The sequence below is a fragment of the Cellulophaga omnivescoria genome (genome assembly GCF_001999725.1).
Classification (GTDB): Bacteria; Bacteroidota; Bacteroidia; order Flavobacteriales; family Flavobacteriaceae; genus Cellulophaga; species Cellulophaga omnivescoria.
This window is the reverse complement of record NZ_MDDP01000023.1, coordinates 1-19,150: the sequence shown is the minus strand read 5'-3', so window position 1 is coordinate 19,150 and position 19,150 is coordinate 1. Positions and strand designations below refer to the sequence as shown.

At 33.7% G+C, this 19,150-nt stretch carries 14 protein-coding genes and 1 tRNA gene; 6 read left to right on the top strand and 9 right to left on the bottom strand.

The features are described from left to right. The first annotated feature begins 153 nt into the window (after positions 1–153). Complete coding sequence (locus tag BFJ87_RS10865) at positions 154–1,305, top strand: response regulator (protein ID WP_077404139.1); 1,152 nt, start codon at positions 154–156, stop codon at positions 1,303–1,305. Between the two features lie 77 nt (positions 1,306–1,382). On the opposite strand, the gene BFJ87_RS10860 is transcribed toward BFJ87_RS10865, so the two are convergent. The 7 genes from BFJ87_RS10860 to BFJ87_RS10830 all read right to left on the bottom strand — a co-directional run bounded on the left by BFJ87_RS10860 (position 1,383) and on the right by BFJ87_RS10830 (position 13,588). Further along, positions 1,383–3,020, bottom strand: a complete 1,638-nt coding sequence (locus tag BFJ87_RS10860) for a sodium:solute symporter (protein WP_077404136.1) — start codon at positions 3,018–3,020, stop codon at positions 1,383–1,385. A gap of 3 nt (positions 3,021–3,023) precedes the next feature. After that, positions 3,024–4,568, bottom strand: a complete 1,545-nt coding sequence (locus BFJ87_RS10855) for a hypothetical protein (protein WP_077404428.1) — start codon at positions 4,566–4,568, stop codon at positions 3,024–3,026. After that, the gene (locus BFJ87_RS10850; RefSeq protein WP_077404133.1) at positions 4,561–5,607 is read right to left on the bottom strand and encodes a glycoside hydrolase family 130 protein; all 1,047 of its coding nucleotides are present in this window, start codon (positions 5,605–5,607) and stop codon (positions 4,561–4,563) included. Before BFJ87_RS10850 ends, BFJ87_RS10855 begins: the two co-directional genes overlap by 8 nt. A gap of 64 nt (positions 5,608–5,671) precedes the next feature. Next, complete coding sequence (locus BFJ87_RS10845) at positions 5,672–7,189, bottom strand: hypothetical protein (RefSeq protein WP_077404130.1); 1,518 nt, start codon at positions 7,187–7,189, stop codon at positions 5,672–5,674. 58 nt (positions 7,190–7,247) lie between these two features. Continuing rightward, positions 7,248–8,945, bottom strand: coding sequence for a hypothetical protein (locus tag BFJ87_RS10840; protein WP_077404127.1), 1,698 nt, complete (start codon positions 8,943–8,945; stop codon positions 7,248–7,250). A gap of 11 nt (positions 8,946–8,956) precedes the next feature. Continuing rightward, positions 8,957–10,492, bottom strand: coding sequence for a RagB/SusD family nutrient uptake outer membrane protein (locus tag BFJ87_RS10835; RefSeq protein ID WP_245799626.1), 1,536 nt, complete (start codon positions 10,490–10,492; stop codon positions 8,957–8,959). Positions 10,493–10,504: 12 nt separating this feature from the next. Next, positions 10,505–13,588, bottom strand: a complete 3,084-nt coding sequence (locus BFJ87_RS10830) for a SusC/RagA family TonB-linked outer membrane protein (RefSeq protein WP_077404124.1) — start codon at positions 13,586–13,588, stop codon at positions 10,505–10,507. A gap of 259 nt (positions 13,589–13,847) precedes the next feature. Here BFJ87_RS10830 and BFJ87_RS10825 point away from each other — a divergent pair, with 259 nt between their 5' ends. Continuing rightward, a complete protein-coding gene (locus tag BFJ87_RS10825; protein ID WP_077404121.1) occupies positions 13,848–14,720 on the top strand; it encodes an AraC family transcriptional regulator in 873 nt (290 codons plus the stop codon). Positions 14,721–14,791: 71 nt separating this feature from the next. Here BFJ87_RS10825 and BFJ87_RS10820 read toward each other — a convergent pair. Beyond that, positions 14,792–14,865: transfer RNA gene (locus tag BFJ87_RS10820), tRNA-Ala, on the bottom strand. Between the two features lie 11 nt (positions 14,866–14,876). Further along, complete coding sequence (locus BFJ87_RS10815; RefSeq protein ID WP_077404118.1) at positions 14,877–15,680, bottom strand: universal stress protein; 804 nt, start codon at positions 15,678–15,680, stop codon at positions 14,877–14,879. A gap of 134 nt (positions 15,681–15,814) precedes the next feature. Here BFJ87_RS10815 and BFJ87_RS10810 point away from each other — a divergent pair, with 134 nt between their 5' ends. From BFJ87_RS10810 to BFJ87_RS10795, 4 genes are read left to right on the top strand one after another with little or no spacing between them, the layout of a single operon-like run. Continuing rightward, positions 15,815–16,315 carry a GNAT family N-acetyltransferase gene (locus tag BFJ87_RS10810; protein WP_077404115.1) on the top strand — a complete coding sequence of 167 codons (501 nt, stop codon included), beginning with the start codon at positions 15,815–15,817 and terminating at the stop codon, positions 16,313–16,315. Between the two features lie 15 nt (positions 16,316–16,330). Then, entirely contained in the window at positions 16,331–17,665 is a 1,335-nt protein-coding gene (locus tag BFJ87_RS10805; protein WP_077404112.1) for an MATE family efflux transporter, read from the top strand. A gap of 30 nt (positions 17,666–17,695) precedes the next feature. After that, the gene (locus tag BFJ87_RS10800; protein WP_077404110.1) at positions 17,696–18,463 is read left to right on the top strand and encodes an enoyl-CoA hydratase/isomerase family protein; all 768 of its coding nucleotides are present in this window, start codon (positions 17,696–17,698) and stop codon (positions 18,461–18,463) included. 6 nt (positions 18,464–18,469) lie between these two features. Next, a complete protein-coding gene (locus BFJ87_RS10795) occupies positions 18,470–18,952 on the top strand; it encodes a DUF4199 domain-containing protein (protein WP_077404107.1) in 483 nt (160 codons plus the stop codon). The last annotated feature ends 198 nt before the right edge of the window (positions 18,953–19,150 follow it).

Genomic DNA, 19,150 nt, shown 5'->3' with positions numbered 1-19,150 from the left:
TGTATGTTAACTCACTTATAAAACCATTCGTCTACAGAAAATGGTTATTGACCTTACGATCAACTTTTTAGTTGCATAAGCATAGTACCTTTGTATCAGAAAGTTATGGTAAAAAACCTATAGCCTTTTCCCCAAAACAAAAAACCTTAACCTATGAAAATTTTAGCAATTGATGACCAGCAATTAATTTTACTCTCTGTAGAAAAGAAATTAACTGACTTAGGATACCAAGTACAGACAGCGAGTTCTGGTGTAACTGGTATAGAAACTTTTAATAGCTTTAAACCAGACCTTGTAATTGTAGATATAAATATGCCAGATATGAATGGTTTAGATGTAGTAAAACACATTAAAAACAATTCTAATACGGCTATAATGGTTATGTCTGGTAATACAAATGAAGATATAATTTTAGATGGGTTTAACCTTGGTATAGATGACTATATGAAGAAACCCGTAAGTTTAGAAGAAGTAGCAGCAAGAGTAAAGCGTATTGTTGGTGCTCCAGAAGATGCTAAAACTATTACAAAAGTAGAGGGCGCGCAAATGTTGCAAAAAAATTGTGTTGGTGTAGTTATACCTTGTTATAACGAAGCAGATAGGCTATCTAGCGCAGAGTTTAAAGATTTTGCCCAAAAAAATCTAGGTTATCACCTATGTTTTGTAAACGATGGCAGTACAGATAATACCTTAGAAGTTTTAGAAGAACTAAGGAAAGAAAGTGAAAATACCATTAGTGTTTACAATTGTAAAAAAAATGGAGGCAAAGCAGAAGCAGTTCGTCAAGGAGTATTGCATTTAGCTAAAGATCCGCAGTTTGATTATATAGGCTACTTAGATGCAGATTTATCTACAGATTTTAGAGATTTTGATGAGCTTGTGAAGACATTAGAAAACTCAGAATATAAGATTGTTAGTGGCTCTAGAATTAGTAGAATGGGAGCAGATATTACTAAGGAATCTGCACGTAAAATAATAAGTAAAACCATAAACCTTATTATTCAAAATATATTAAAAATGCCATTTAAAGACACTCAGTGTGGTGCTAAAATAATGGACAGAGAAATAGCAACTACAATGTTTAATAAAAAGTTTATTACACGTTGGTTGTTTGATGTTGAGATCTTTATGCGTATGAAAAAGAAATACGGAAAAGATAATGTACAGCAGCTAATTTGCGAACAACCATTAAAAAGATGGATACACGCAGATGGTTCTAAATTATCTATGAAGGACTCTATTAAAATTGTTGGTCAGTTAGCGCAAATAAAAATGCACTACGGAAATAAAAGTTATGAAGTTTAGGTTAAGGTTCTCTTCTAACTAAAAAAATCCCACATTGTAATGATGTGGGATTTTTAATTAACTAAACATAGCCTTTTTTAATAAAATAAGCCATACATAACAAAGCAAGCTATAACTAACAAAACTGCTTGTACTCTAAAGTTTTTATACCAAACAATACCTTGTAATTCTTTGGTTTCATCTATCCAAATTTGTTTAGTCCACGTATTTGCTTCAACCTTTTCTGGAGGTGGTGGAGCAGTGGCCAAACTTACAGCAACAGAAACAACTAAACTTATAATAAGTAATACTGGAGCTAATAGTAAAAAGTGTATATCTATTTTAACGTCTAAAATGTACTTTAGTGTCATAATTGTTGCAGCAACAACTAAGCCAGCCATTAAACCGCTAAAAGCACCTTTTGCATTAGCTCTTTTCCAGAACAAGCCTATAAAAAATGTACCAACAATTGGTGGTGCTAAATAAGAAACTATTTCTTGGTAATAAGCAATAAGTGAATCAAAACTTTGAATATAAGGTGCCCAAATAACCGCAATTATTAATGTGATTACGGCTGTAATTTTACCAACTTTTACCTTTTTGGCGCTACTTGCATTTTTATCAATTTTACTGTAAAAATCCATTGTAAAAAGAGTAGATACAGAACTTAAGGTAGCACTTAAGGTAGAGGTTAGGGCAGATATCATTGCAGATAAAATAATACCAATTAAACCAACGGGCAATAATTTTACAATTAGTCTAGGGTATACTTGGTCTGTATTAATGCCATATTTTTCTTTTAAATCTATACCACTAATAAGTTCATGTGGTAAATTTTCTACTCCAAATAGGTTTATGCCGCGTGCAATTAATCCAGGCACAATAAATATAAATAACGTAAATAGGTATAAAAAGCCAACCAAAAGCACACCTTTTCTGCCATGATCTATAGATTTTGCAGATAATACACGTTGTACCATAACTTGGTTGTTAGCCCAAAAATAAAACCCAAGTATAGGAATACCAATCCACATACCTAACCAAGGTACAGTAGGGTCGTCTAAAGGTCTGGTTAGCTTTAACCAAACACCATCATTAAATTTATCTATAAAAGATTCCCAGCCGCCAATACTACTAATAGCATAGAACGATAAAATTGAAGAACCAATAATTAATACAGCAGCTTGTATCATATCTGCATTAATAGCAGAAGATAAACCACCAATAATGGTATAACTACCTGCAACAGCTGCCATACCTATAATAATCCAGAAAATTTCTACTTCCGGAAAAATCATTTTAATAATTAAGGCGCCTGTGTATAGCGTAGCAGAGGCATCTAAAAAAACGTTACCAATAATTGTAATAAAAGAAAAGTAAGATCTAGATTTGCCATCAAACCTGCGCTCTAAAAACTCTGGCATTGTAAAAATTCCAGATTTTATATAAAAAGGCAAAAAAAACATGGCAAAAAATACCATTATTAAAACCGATATCCAGTTGTAATTAAAAACTGCAATACCGCTAATAAAGCCTTCTCCAGAATGCCCCATTAGTGTGGAGCTAGATACACTTGCGGCAAATAAAGATAATCCAACCATTGGCCAAGTTAAATTTCTGCCAGCTAAAAAATAGGCATCAGAATCTTTACTTTTTCCATTTTTTAAAGCCCACCATACTATAAAAACAATGTACAATACTAGTACAGTAAGGTCTATATAACTTAAGTTACTCATAATTTAATAATTGTAGGTTGTGTAAAGTAATACGCTTTTTGCAGGAATAGTTATTTGCTTTGAGTCTGATGTAAAACTTAAATTAGTTTGTACTGCTTTAGGAAAGTTATTACCGTCTACAGGTCTGTTTTTTTCACTGTATATAAACTTTTTAAAGTTTTTATTTTGTAAATTTTTGGTGTCTAGTGTAAAAGTTGCGTTTTTGCTACTATTATTTACAATAGAAAACGTAACGTGGTTGTTTGTAGACCAGCCAGTTACCATACGTACTTTGTTTAAGTTTAAACCAGTAGTTTTTACAATTTTCATATCTTCTGTAAAGTATCTGGTTATAATAGACCACGTATAAAACCAAGGTCTTATGTTTTCTTCTTTAGCATCACCAGTTAGTTCTTTGCCAAGAATATTCCACATTCCCCATTTTTTAAGCTGATTTTTTTCGCCTGTATCACCGTTGGTATGCATGGCATCATCTAATCCCCAAGCAATAACGGCATCAAAACCGCTATTCATAGACTGTATTAGTGCATCTGCCATATCTACACCATAGTCATAATCATAAACAGATAATTGACTATCTGGGCTAGCAAACGGGTCTGCCTCATACCTTTTTATGTTTTCGTCTACATATTTTTCAAAACCTATTTCACCTAAAATAAAAGGTTTTTTTGCAACGCTATCTGCAAAAGAAATCATTTTAGTGTAGTGTTTTTCAAAATCACCAGAACGTACAAATTCTTTTGTTGGGTAATCATGAACATCATAAGCAGCTAAAACATCACTTAATTGTAATACTGCTTCTTTAGCCCACTCTTCTCCTGTGTATTTAGATTTATCATTGTTAAAAGGAGTAGCATCTGGGCCAATAACCTTTACGGGTGTTTTTAGTTTTTTTGATGCAAAAGCACTATCTAGTTTTTTAACACCAAGTTTCCACTCGTCCCAATTACCATCTATAGAAGACCAATAACCGTTTGGTTCATTTACCAAATTGTAATACTTAATACAAGTATACTCTTTAGTGTTAACTAGGTAGTCTAGGTGTTCTGCAATACTGTTTAACCATTTAGGATCTGTGGCTCCAGTAAATGCATCTTGCATTTTTAAATGGGTGTCATGTACTTTGTACGGTTGTCCCCATTCTCCAAGTATAACTTTTATGTCGTTTTTTTGGCAGTAGTCTAGTAGCTTGTATAAAGCTTGCATTTCTTGGTTTTCAAAATTAAGAATTGGGTTGCCATTTTTGTCTATACCTTCTAAATACCTCCAATTGGCCTGGTCTAAAACCCTAACAATTTTTGGTTTCATGTAGTCTAACCTTTTAAAAACGGTTTTCCATTTTTTATTGGTCATTAATAAACCCCATTCTGCATCATCTGCATCTGCGTGTGGATACGCAGACCACTCTACACCGTTGCCAATAAACTCAGAAGAAATAATACTATTGTTTTCAATTTTAACCAACTCTTCTTTTTTTACCGATTGGCAAAATGCCAACGGCAAAAAAAGGAGAAGTAAAATGTAATTAAAGAGTTGCTTTTTAAGCATTTTTAAGTTCATTTAATAATTCATCAATATTACATGTTGCAAGGCCAACATACCTGTCTGCAGCACCATAATATACGTATAAAGTATCATCAATAATCATATTTCCAGTAGGAAACACGCAACCTTTGTAAAAGCCGTCAATTTCATAGTCGTGCTCTGGCTCCATAATCCAATTTTTGAGCCTAGATTTTACAATTGTAGGATCTTCTAAGTCTAAAAGAGCTGCTCCAACACGATAATAACCTAAGCCACCATTTTCTACACCATGGTAAATAATTAACCAGCCATCTTTTGTTTTAAGAGGAGGAGTACTGCCTCCAATTTTTTCTTCCCAACTATTGTTTATGCCGGCAAGTAGTAGTGTACTTGGCTCTTCCCAAACCATTAAATCGTCAGAAAAACGAATCCATATAGAAGGTTTATCACAACCATACTCTTTACCAATCCATTCTTTTGGTCTGTGTAACATTGCATATTTTCCGTTTATTTTTTCAGGAAAAATAATAACATCTCTATCGTCTAAATTACTTTGTGTAATTCTTCCTAAACGTCTGTAATTTTTAAAATCTTTGGTTAGCAATAAGCCAGAGTTGGCAATGTTGTTTTTTAAAACCAACGGAGCATCAGCATCACAATCTGGTAATAAAATTTGATCATGGTCAAAGTTCCAATACTGCCCTGGAGGATGAGGCCTGTAGGCGTAGGTTACATAAAACTCTTCTCCAAATTTAACAATTCTAGGATCTTCTACAGCTCCCATATCTGGCCCATCTGTACTTGGACTAAAAACAGGTTGGTTAGAGCTACGCGTAAAGTTTACACCATCTGTACTAGTGGCTAAACCAAAACGTATTTGATGTTCTTTATCGTTACCAGCGGCTCTGTATAGCATATAAAATGTACCATTCTCATACCAAACACCAGGGTTGCATACTACTAAGCTTTCCCAATCGTTTTTTGGATTTGGACTTAATACCGGATTGTTTTGGTGTTTTTTAAGACGTAATAATCCTGTTTTGTTTTCTGTTACAGTATTCATTCTAATTTTTATTTCCTTATTTGTAAATTACTTTTGATTGATTTTTTAAACTTTAGTTTTTGGATTATTCCATATTGGTAAATAGTACAAAAGACTCGCCCTCTAGCGTCATATTTACTCCATTTGTAAAGTTTAATTCTTTGTTGTTTTCTATTGGAGTAGCAAAGCCATTTTCATCTACTTTACCAACAAAAGAGCCATCTGCATTAGATTTATAGCTGTATTTGTTTGCAGTAATGTTGCCTAAAAAGTCCGATTTTAATACCAACTCATATGTGCTGTAATGTGAGTTTACAATAGCTATTGTTTGTTTGCCATTGTATGTGCCTACTACGGCGCGTAATCCTTTTTTATTAGGTAACTCTACATTGTAAATATCACTACCAGCAGGGAAAAAGCGAGTTAACAAGGAAACAGGATAAAAGTATGGTCTAATGTTTTCATCACTAGCATCACCAGTGTGCTCTTCGCCTAAAATGTTCCAAAATCCCCAACGTTTTAATTTATCAGACTGGTAATCTCCGTTGTCTGGACTGTTGTACATAGCATCATCCATATTCCATACTAAAGAGCCAGAGAAGCCTTCTCTCATTGCTTGTATTAAGGCATCTGCCATATCTATGCCGTAAAAAGCTTTATAAATCATCATGTTAGAATCTTCACCAGCATATGGGTCGTTAGCAATAGCTTCTTCGTTTTGTAATTTTAGTTCTGCATCTACCTCTGTGTATTTAAATCCTATTTCTCCTAAAACAATACGCTTGTCTGCCGGGGTTATTTTTTTGTATGCGCTAAGCATTTGTGCAAATTCACCATTACGAATTAGTTGTTGTTGTGGGTACACGTGAATGTCATACAAACCTACATTGTCTCCTAAATCTGCCTCAGTTTTTGTTAACCATTCTGTTTGGCTAGCGGTGTTAAAAACGGCAATATCTGGCCCCATAACTTTTAGGTCTGCCAAGCTGTAGTTTTTCATTTCTTCTAAATAAGCTAGCTGTACATTTTTCCAAATGTTGTAATCTCCTTTAGTGCTAGACCAGTCGCCATTTGGCTCATTAATAATATTTATAGTTTTAATGTTGGTATACCCTTTTTCATTTACTAAATGATTTAAGAATTTCACAGATTTTTCAATCCAATCCATATCTATAGTGCTAATGTCGCCTACGGAATTGTGTCCCCATTCGCCATACGTAATTTCTATATTACGATCTTTAGCATAGTCTAACATTTTAAAGAGTGATAGTGTCTTTGTAGTCTCGTCATACTCACCATTATTATCATAAGACCAGCCAGAGTTGGTTACAATTCTTAAAAACGGAGGACGCATGAAATCTATACGACTAAATAAAGTGTTCCAATCTGCATCACTAAGTGTTTCTGTACCTAACCAAGTTGGTACCATATCATAACCACCCCATTGTGCACCGTTACCCACAAAATTGGTAGAAACCAATTCTTCAGTAATTACAACTTCTCTATTTTTTTCTACGGAAGTAAATACAGGTTCATCATCATCACAACTTGCAGCAACAAGTAGCATAGGTAGCACAGCGGCGAAAATATTTTTAAGTCTCATATTTTTATTTTTAGTATTGTTGTATCTTCTTAATATTTATAATCAAATTGATGATCTATTATTTACTTAAGTTGTACCACATTTTTTTAGACATATGTGCTGTTTCTTCGTAATTGTAGTTTGTGTCTGTCCAATTATACAACTCAGATAAATACTCTACCTCTGAGGTTATGGCAATTTCAGTTTCAGAATTAATTTCTAGTGTTAAAACAAATACGGCTCCTGAGCTATCTGTAATAGTTACTGTGTCTCCTACAAGTTCCCAAGTTCCTGTACCTGTAGGCACTTTTCTAAACCTAGCATTAAATTCTGTTTCTGGCCAAGTAGTGTCATCAGAAACAAAATCTCCGTACTCACCATCAGTACTAGCATTGTTTTCAAATGTGCCGTAAGGGTTGTCTCCGTTTTTACCTTCTACAATAAATGATATGGTGTTGTCTAGCTCTTTACCTGCACTAGGTAGGTAATTATTTAAAAGTTCAGTTTTTTCCCAACCCCAGCTTTCCCAGGTAAACATATCACAGTAAACGCCAATTTCAGCAATGTTCCAAGTGCCTGCAATAGATACGGTTGCAGGATCAAAATCTAATTTTAGTTTAATGGTCCACATAACACTTTCTCCTGTTTCTGAAGTAACATTTATTGTTGTAGAATTACCTGTAGAGAAATTTAAAGTGCTACCAATATTAGTGTCTGATGTAGCTGCATAAGATATGTTTAAGTTAGTAAGTTCTATAGCAGAAATGTCTGTGCCATTATCTGCAATGGTAACCGTAACTTCTTTAGTATCTGTATTTATTTCTGTATCGCCTATTTGGTTTGCAACAGTTAAGCCCGTAATGCTATTGCCTGTTTGTATTACACGTTCTTTTGTTAGTGTATACCAAGTTAATTTAGACATATGAGCTAGTTCTTCAAAACTCCAGTCAGTATCTGTCCAGCTAAAATTTTCAGCCAGGTAAGGAACTTCAGTTTTTAAATTAACCTCGTTTGTAGCGGTAAGCAATTCTAAATCTAGTTCATACTCTACTTTATTAGCGTCTGTAATAATTACTTTGTTGCGTTCAAAATCTCTTAACCAAGTGCCATTACCAGTTGGTATTTTTCTGAATCTAGAATTAAAGTTCCAACCTTTACTAGCGTCTGAGTAACTACCAAAAGAACCGTCATCACCAGCATTGTGCTCATACTTACCAAAAGGATTTCCTTTAGCATCTGCACCTTCTACAGTAAAAGTAATTTTGTTGTCTAACTCTGGGTTTAATTCTGCTAAGTAACCAAACATACTTTCATTTTTTTCCCAGCCCCAGCTTTCCCAAGTAAACATATCGCAATACATGCGTACATCACCAATGTACCAAGTACCTTCTAGGTCAGACTTAAATGGTAGTAATGTAACTTCCCAATTAAGGGTTTCACCAGCCCCAGCTGTTACAGCAATTGTAGCTGTACCAGAACTTAAATCTAATGTAGTGCCCTTTTCATTTGTAGAACTTGCACCATATGAAAGTTCAATATTTTTAATCTCTACCTTAGATAAATCTGCTATATTTTCTGTTTTTGCATAAATTTTAATTTTTGCATCATCAAAATTACGTTCTATAATAGCTGTGCCTATTTGGCCTTCTAGTAAAATAGAAACCACATTACGTTCTTTTTGCCAATTGGTACCCTCAACATCTTCTAGAGGGTTTTCTGTACAGGCCACAAAAAATAGTGCCAGCACTATAAAGTATATGTTATGTAATTTTTTCATTGCGCTTTAGTTTAGTTGATGTTAGGGTTTAAGTCTATTTCACGTTGCGGAATAGGGTAAAAAGCAACTGCATCTGGAGATAAACCAGCGGCATTGGTTACATTGCTTTGTACTGTGTTTGTACGTCTAAGATCCCATAAACGGTCTCCTTCGTAAGCAAGTTCTCTTTGGCGTTCTTCTACAACTAGTTTTCTAAAGTCGGCCTTAGATAAGCCACCAATACTAGCTAGTTCTGTAGCGTTTGCTCTGCTTCTAATTTGGTTGTATTGTGCTAAACCATCTGCATTGGCAGTAGCTTCTGCATAAACCAATTGTATGTCTGAAAAACGAATTAAGTAGGGTCTTGTACTTGTTTTATCACCCTCAAATAAAGGATCTATGTATTTTCTTGTGAACGGATAAATTACAGTACCGTCTGCTACAGACCCAATTGCTGTACCATTTTGGCTATAAACTTCAGAAACAAACAAATCTGTTTTACGTTTGTCATCTGAATCATAAGAAGTGAATAGTTTGTCTGTAGTCTGAAAAACGCTCCAACCATCATGTGTTGGAGAAAAAGTATCATCTGTGTTTTTTAAATAAACTGTAGCCCCATCTATATAAGGAATAAAGTATTTTGATAGTTTAGAGTAATCTCCTTCTTGTGTGCCAGACCTGTCTAATGATAGTATAAAAATATGTTCTGGTCCGTTAGGCGAGTCAACATTATAAATGTTCTGAAGATCTGTGTCATGACTATACTCTCCTTGGTTGTTTAGTACCATACCAGCATACTCTGCAGCTTTAGCATATAAAACATCTACATTTTCTGAAATGGCATTGTATTTAGGAACACCACTTTCTTTAGCAGAGGCAGCAAATAAGTACACTTTAGCAAGTAATGCCTGTGCAGCAACTTTATCTGCACGACCAGTAACTCTGTTTACTTCTAAATTATCTATTGCCCTAGTTAAATCGTCTATTAAAAAGGCATATACCTCTTGCATATCTGCAGGCAATGTAGCTGTGGTTTCATCTAACTTATCTATTAAAGATTTTTGTAGAGGAGCTAAGCCAAAAGCTTTTACAGCGTTAAAGTGGTTGTAAGCTCTTAAAAACAAGGCTTCACCTAAAATACGTTTTTCATCTTCTGGATTAAAACCTTTGCCCTCTATATTTTCTATTACTGCATTTGCGCGGTTTACAGCAATATATATAGATCTGTAATACTGTGTTAGTAATTGGTTTTGGGCTGTTACCTCCCAATTTACAAATGCTTGTGCATCTGCACCTTCATCTGCCTTAACCACGCAATTGTCTGATGCTAACTCTGTAAAATAATAGGTTACAGGAGCATAACTAACCAGTGTAAGTGCATCATAAGCATATAAAATAGCTGCTTCTGCGTCTTCTATAGTTTTGTAGAAGTTTTCATCAGAATAAAAACCCGTAGGTTCTACATCTAAACTCTCACAAGAAGTACCACTTACTACAAGGGTAAGTGCCACTATTAATTTTTTAAATTGCTTCATTTTCAATTCGTTTATTATTGTAAATGTTTTCATTTTTAACTGGTTTTAAAAGGTTAGTTCTACGCCTAAAGTCCAGTTCCTTAACTTAGGGTAGCCACCCCAGTAAATACCATCTCCTCCTAATTCTGGGTCATAACCATTAAAATCTGTTATGGTAAATAGGTTGGTTCCGTTCATAAAAATTCTACCTTTTTTAAACCAAGCCGTGTTTAAGTTTGTAATGTTGTAGCCAACAGAAAGGTTTTGTAGGCGTACAAAGCTTCCTTTTTCTATAAACCAGTCAGACATGTAAAGTGTGCGTCCGTCTCTTAAGCTTGGGTAGCTGTTTGTAGTGTTGTCTTGCGTCCAGCGTAATGGTATGTTTCCTGGCTCACTAAAAGCTTTGGTATTAAAAATATCTTGACCAAAACTACCGTTAAAGAATAACGAAATATCAAAATTTTTGTAGCGCCCATTAAGATTTAAACTTGCTGTAAAATCTGGATTAGGATTACCAATTATAGTACGGTCGTTTTCATCTATAACACCATCTTCATTTAAGTCTACATACTTAAACTCTCCTGGTTGCGCTAAGTTGCCCTCTAGGCCAGCAGCTAAGCCTTCGGCTTCAGTCTGTATAATGCCATCTACTTTATAGCCATAAAATACATTTATAGGTTGCCCAACAGCTAAGATGTTTGGTATAGCACGGAAAGCTTCTACTTGGTTGCCAGAAAACTCATATTTAATACCGGTTAACGCATCAGTATTTAAACCAGACGAAACCGCATTACCAAGGCTAACAACTTTGTTTTTGTTTCTAGAGAAAATAAACATACCGTTTAAGCCCCAATCTTCTTTATTAACCATAGTGCCATCTAAAGTAATCTCTACACCTTGGTTTTCTATTTCGCCATCATTAACCCACATTTTATCATAAGAAGAAGAAGGGGAAAGCAAACGCTCACGTAATAAGTCTGACGTATGTTTTTTGTAATAATCTGCAGTAACTTTTAATCTGTTATTAAAAAAGGCAAAATCTGCACCAATGTTAAACTGCTCTGTAGTTTCCCATTTTAAATCTGGATTAGGAATACCTCCCCACGTTTTTTTACCACTCTGGCTATCTTGCCCAACCACATAGCCAGGGCCAATTGTTGTTTGCCAACGCCCGTTTACGTAGTATTGATCTTGCCCGTACCTGCTATTAATTAAGTAAGGAGAAATGCCTTGGTTACCAGAGATACCGTAACTAGCACGTAGTTTAAGTTCGTCAAAAATGTTTAAGTTGTTTATAAAATCTTCTTTATGTAGTTTCCAACCTAAGGCTCCAGAGGGGAACATAGCCCATTGGTTGTTTTCTCCAAATTTAGATGAGCCGTCTGTACGCATCGTAAAAGTTACCAAATACTTGTCGTCATAAGAATAATTTAAACGGCCAAGGCCAGAGTACATAACGGTTTCAGAAAGGCTATTAGCAACAGATTGTTTTTCTGGGTTACCAGTAGCTAGGTTGCCATTACCTAAAGATTCGTTTAAAAAATCATACGCTTTTAGCTCAGATGTTCTTGCCTCATACCCTTGGTAAGAGAAACCACCCATAGCTGTAAAATTGTGTAGGTTGTTAAAAGTGTTGTTGTAGGTTAAAAAGGTTTCTGCAACGGTTTCACTACTTTCCCAATTATTAATACCACCAGAACCATTATTAAAAGTACCATCTTCGGTATAAATTTTAGGGTTATAATAATCTGTAATAGAACGCCCAAATTTGTGGTTTACTTGAGTTTTTAGTTTAAGGTTTTTTGTAAAATCTACCTCTATAAATGCAGAACCTATAAAATCTAAAAATTTATTTTTATTAGTTCTGTTTTCTGTTAAAGCAATTGGGTGAGAATAGTCTTGTGCACCTGCTAAAAAATAATCGTTAACAGGGTTATCATCTTCATAAACAGGAAAAATAGGGTTGCGCCAGTAAGCTAATCCACCATTGTTGTTTTGGTTTCCTTTAGAGTAAATAACGTTACCACCAATGGTAACTTTGTCATTGTAAATTTTATGAATTACGTTTAAATTAATATTTAATTTTTCATAATCATCATTAATATAAACACCTTCGTTGGTGTAATAAGTTGTACTTAAACTAAACTGTGTGCGGTCTGTTTGGCTACGTACAGCAACATTTGTGTTGTTAGACACGGGATCACGAAAAACAATATCATCCCAACGTGTGTTGTATGCCCAGCTACCATTTTTAAGTTCGCTAACCGATGGGTAATACACACCATTAGCATCATTGGCACCAATATAAATAGGCGTAAAACCACCATTAATTCTACTTTCATTACTTAGTTCTGCCATTAAAACAGGGTCTCGCCAAAGGTTTAAATCAGACGTAAAACTAGCATACGTATTTTGCTGAGACACAGTAACCTCTGTAGTGTGTTTAGCTCCTTTTTTGGTAGTAATCATAATTACACCATTTGCACCTCTAGAGCCATAAATTGCAGCTGCAGAAGCATCTTTAAGTACTTCCATAGAAGCAATATCTTGTGGCGATATTTGTTTTAAATCTCCGGCATAACCAATAGGAAAACCGTCTACAACAACAAGAGGGTCATTACCGCCGCGTAAAGAGCTACCACCTCTAATTCTAATAACAGCGCCAGCACCAGGATTGTCTGATGGTGTAGTTACTTGTACACCAGCAACTTGCCCTTGCAGTAAACCGTCTATAGAATTTGCAGGTTTATTAGGAATATTATCCATTTCTACCGAAGTAACAGAACCGGTTAAATCGCTCTTTTTTACAGAACCATAACCAACAACAACCACCTCAGATAATTGTTCTAAATCTTCAACTAACTGTACGTTTACAATGTTATTTTCTGGTATCGCAATCGTTTTAGTAACAAAGCCAATGTAAGATATTACTAGCATATCTTTAGGACTATCAACTTCAATAGTAAAGTTTCCGTCAAAATCTGTAGTGGTTCCGTTTGTGCTAGAACCCTGCTCCATAATGGTAACACCAAGTAGAGGAACACCGTCGTTAGATTTTACTGTTCCGGTTACCTTAATTTGTGCAGTAGCCGTAATGCCTACAATTAAGAAAACAATAAAAATCATACTTTTTTGAAACTCATATTTCATTAGTTCATGAATTTTTTAGTTAGTAATTAAGTTGTTTACAAAAGAATAACATATGGTTAACATTAATTTTGTAAATGATGTTAAATAATGATACTTATATGAATTAAGCATTGTATTTTGCTTGTTTTAATTAAAATTTGTTGTGTTTTATAAGTAGTTTTTAAGTTATTTTTATTTAATTTGATAAAAAATGTAGTCATTTATTTACATTTTAATATAATTGACGGCTTATTTTTTACAAATATGATTTGATACTATTATGAATAAAGAAGCGCGTATTTTAAGAGAACTGGTACCAATATCTGAAGATGATTTTTTTATTGTATTAAATCATCATTCTGCAAAGTTTGATTTTCCCGTTCATTTTCATCCAGAATTAGAACTTAATTTGGTGTTAAATTCATCGGGGAAAAGAATTATTGGAGACTCTATACAAGAGTATGTTAATAACGATTTGGTTTTGGTTGGCCCTAATACTCCGCATGCTTGGACAGGTGAAGACAAAAACACAAATGCACATGTGGTAACCGTACAGTTTCATGAAAAGTTTTTGTCTGAACTAGCATTAAACAGAAAATTAATGTTGCCTATAAGAGATTTAATAGAAAAATCTAAAAGAGGTATTTTATTTTCTAAAGAAACAATAGCAGTTTTAAAACCAAAAATATTGCGTTTGTCCGAGTCTCAGGATTTTGATTCCTTACTTAACTTTTTATCTATTTTGTATGATTTGTCTATTGCACGCAATACAAAAATGTTGGCATCCCACTCTTATGTAGACCATTATACCATACATAAAAGCAGAAGAATAGAGAAGGTAAATAATTATATAAAAGAAAATTTGCATCAAAAAATACCTTTAAAAGATGTGGCAAGTTTGGTAAATATGTCTGAGTCTGCATTTAGTCATTTTTTTAAAAAAAGTACAAATTCATCATTCTCAGACTATGTTAGTGATTTACGCTTGGGGCACGCAGCAAGGTTACTTATAGAGACAGAACGCTCTATAAACGAAATTTGTTTTGATAGTGGTTTTAACAACATATCTAACTTTAATAGAACCTTTAAACGTAAAATGGGCTATACACCAAGCTATTTTAGAGACCAACAGAAGTTAATAACTAAGCATTAATTTATTGAAATCTACAATTAAAAACCCCTTTACGTTTAGTAAAGGGGTTTTTTAATAAAATTGTTTTTTTGTGGAGAATACCGGAGTCGAACCGGTGACCTCTTGCCTGCCAGGCAAGCGCTCTAGCCAGCTGAGCTAATCCCCCAAGTAAAAAACTTAATCTTTTTTAACGCTTAATACTAACACTGGTACAGGTGCAAAAAACTCTGCCTTTGCTATGGTATTTTTCTCCCATAATTTTTTAAAAAAGCCTCGTTTTCTTCTAAAAACACACAACATATCTGGTTGTTTGGTTAAAAAGTGCTCTAACACACCAAGGTACGTAGTTGCATTTTCTGTAAGTGTCATTTTAGAGCTAATATCTAAAAGTGCTGTATCTACTTTTAAGTCGTCATCTGTATAGCCAGGAGTTTTTACCAATAACAAATTTACAGTACAGTTAAATTTCTTTTTAATGGTAATTAACGGGTTTAGTATTCTTTTTCGTTTTAAAATACCAGATTTAAATGCGGTAAGTATAGAGGTTACAGGCTTAAACACATAACCTTTAGGAACTATTAAAGTAGGAATATCTGTTTGCTTAATAATTTTACCAGAAGTGTTGCCTAGGTAATTACCTTCATTAACATCATTACTTCTAGGAGCCATAATAATTAAGTCTATTCCTAAATATTGCTTGTCTATTTTTTTTAAGCCTTCAATAATATCACCTTGGTAGGTGGCTATTTTTATTTCAGTTCCTTTTTTATCAACCTTATGTATAACATCTAACAATTGTTCTCTGCTGTTTTTTTCTATTTTATCTGTAGCATTTGCTAAACTACCGGCACCAGCAGATATTACATTAAAAATTTCCATTACATAAATAGTGGCGTCAAAATTTTTAGCAAAATCTACGGCATATTGTAATGTTTCATGATTTTCTGTAGATGTTCCTATAGGAACCAATATGTTCTTCATTTTTCTCTTTTTTCAGTTTAATTAGGTTACTAGATCTGCACATTATTGGCTTGGTTAATGGCCAATTAAAAATACTAGTACATTTTATCAGTTGTATTTTATACTCTAAATTTACAATTTAATTTATACCTCTAATGATTCGTTTAGCAAAAAAATCAGAAATTGATAAAATTATTACGGTTACAAAAGCTTGTGCAGCTTTTATGATTAAAAATGGTATTTACCAATGGAACGAGCATTACCCAAGTAAACAGGCTTTTTTGCATGATATTGCACAAGAAGAACTTTTTGTTTTAGAGGTTGATAAAAAAATAATAGGAACCATTGTACTCTCTACGCATATGGATGATGAGTACATACCAATTAAATGGCTAACAAGTAATGAAGCTAACTTGTACATACACAGATTATCTGTTAACCCAGATTACCAAGGCCAAGGTTATGCACAAAAGTTGATGAATTTTGCAGAATCATACGCAAAAAGTAATGGTTTTTTATCTGTACGTTTAGATACATTTAGCATAAACAAACGCAATGTTAATTTTTACCTAACCAGAGGCTATAAAAAATTAGGGGATATATTTTTTCCTAAGCAAAGCGAACATCCTTTTCATTGTTTTGAACTAGTTTTATAAAACCCACTTTTTTTTTTGAATAAAATTGTAAATCTTAAAAACATAAATAAGCTAGCTATACCGGCTACAATTGCTGGTATATCAGAGCCATTATTATCTATTACAGATGCAGCTATTGTTGGCAATATTCCTAAGTTTGGACTAGAGTCTTTGGCGGCAGCAGGTATTGTTGGCTCTTTTTTATCTATGCTTATTTGGATTCTTGGGCAAACCAGAAGTGCTATTTCTGCTATAATATCTCAATATTTAGGAGCTGGTCGTTTAAACGAGGTTAAAACATTACCTGTACAAGCTATTTTTTTTAACATATTACTTAGCATTATTATACTGCTTTCTACTGTTTTTGTTATAGAAGAAATATTTGTGTTCTTAAAGGCAAAAGATAAAATTTTAGAGTTTTGTGTGTCTTATTACGGTATTAGAGTTTGGGGGTTTCCTTTAACCTTATTTACGTTTGCAGTAATGGGCATTTTTAGAGGCTTGCAAAATACAAGTTGGCCAATGGTAATAGCTTTAATTGGGGCCGTATTAAATATATTTTTAGATTACATTTTTGTGTACGGCATACAAGGCGTTTTAGAGCCAATGTATTTAGATGGTGCTGCGTGGGCAAGCTTAGTTTCACAAGCAGTTATGGCAATAATAGCCTTCTTTTTATTGGTTTTAAAAACAGATATTAGTCTAAGGCTACGTTTTCCTATACACCCAGAGCTGGGACGTTTGGTAATTATGAGTTTAAACTTATTTGTACGTGCATTGTCTTTAAATATTGCATTGGTTTTAGCAGTAAGGGAGGCAACAGATTTGGGAGATAGGTTTATTGGGGCACACACAATAGCTATAAATGTATGGTTGTTTTCTGCTTTTTTTATAGATGGTTATGGCGCAGCAGGTAATATTATAGGAGGTAAATTACTGGGTGCAAAAGATTATAATAACCTTTGGCTTTTAGCAAAAAAAATAATGCAGTATGGAGTAACTGTAAGTGTTGTGTTAATGCTGTTAGGTTTTGCTTTTTACTATCCTATAGGCAGAATTTTTTCTAATGAACAAGTGGCTTTAGATACTTTTTATGCTGTTTTTTATATTATAATTTTAAGCTTACCAATTAATGCTGTAGCTTTTGTGTTAGACGGACTTTTTAAAGGTTTAGGGGAAATGAAATACCTTAGAGACACACTTTTAGATGCTACTTTTTTAGGTTTTATACCTATGTTAAACCTAAGTAAAGAGTTAGGTTGGGGCTTTACAGGAATTTGGTTGTCTTTTGTGGTTTGGATGCTAATAAGAGGTGGTGCATTGGTGGTTAAATTCATTACAAAGTTTCGTCCCCTGTTACAAAAAGCGTAATTTTGGTTTTTACATAATAAAAAGGTTTTTATGGGCACAACAAGAACAAATGGTAGTTTATATACCAGTATAGATAATAAAATAGCAACAATAGAATTTGGGCATCCGGCAAGTAACTCATTTGTGGCAGAATTGTTAGATAGGTTAACGAAAGAAATTTTAAAACTATCAGGAGACCAAACAGTTAATGTTATTGTTTTAAAGTCTGAAGGAGAAAAAGCTTTTTGTGCAGGTGCTTCATTTGATGAGTTAATGGAAGTGACCAACTTAGAAGAAGGTCAACAATTTTTTAGTGGTTTTGCAAATGTTATTAACGCTATGCGCAAATGCAAAAAACTAATAGTTGGGCGTGTACAAGGCAAAACAGTTGGTGGCGGTGTTGGTTTAGCTGCAGCTTGTGATTATGCTTTTGCTACAGAGGCGGCATCTATTAAATTGTCTGAACTATCTATAGGTATTGGCCCATTTGTAATTGCTCCGGCAGTAGAACGTAAAGTTGGTAAAAGTGGTTTAGCAGAACTATCTTTAGCTGCTACAGATTGGCAAAGTGCATATTGGGCAAAAGACAAAGGTTTGTTTGCTAAGGTGTTTGGTTCTATTAAAGAAATGGATAAAGAAATTGAGATTTTTACAGAAAAATTGGCGTCATATAACCCAGAAGCCTTGCAAGAAATGAAAACAATATTGTGGCGAGGAACAGAAAATTGGGATGACTTGTTAAAAGAAAGAGCAATAATTTCTGGTAAATTAGTATTGTCAGATTTTACTAAGAATGCATTATCAAAATACAGAAAATAAACTTTTATGAATAAGTTTAAAACAGAGATAAAATGGGGTTTTATCTTTACTGGTTTTGCACTTTTATGGGCATATATAGAAAAACAATTGGGCTGGCATACAGACCACGTTAGTAAGCACTTAATATATACTAACTTATTTGGTATAGTGGCTATTGTACTATATGTTTTAGCTTTAAGAGATAAAAAACAAACAGATTATAAAGGTGTAATTACCTGGAAAGAGGGTTTTATTAGCGGTATTGTTTTAAGTGCAGTAATAGCTGTATTAAGTCCGGCAACACAATACATAACCCAGGTATATATTTCTCCAGAGTATTTTTCTAATATTACAACGTACATTGTAGGTGCAGGAAAAATGACTCAAGAAAACGCAAAAGAATATTTTAATATTAACAATTATATACGACAAGGGATATTTACTGCGTTATCTATGGGAGTGGTAACAGCAGCAATGGTGTCTTTTATCATTAAAAATAAAAAGAATTAAAAAATAAGAAGATTATGGGCGGAGATATTGTATTTCCATTACTAGCATTATTTGTAGTAGGTGTTTATATTTTTAACAGAGTTAGAAACAGTAAAAAGTACAAAAGAAAATAACCCTATTATTAGGTTTTATTTTTAAATAACTTAAAAAATAGAAGTTAGGGTTGTTTAAAAAAATATTTTTATTAACATTTTTTTT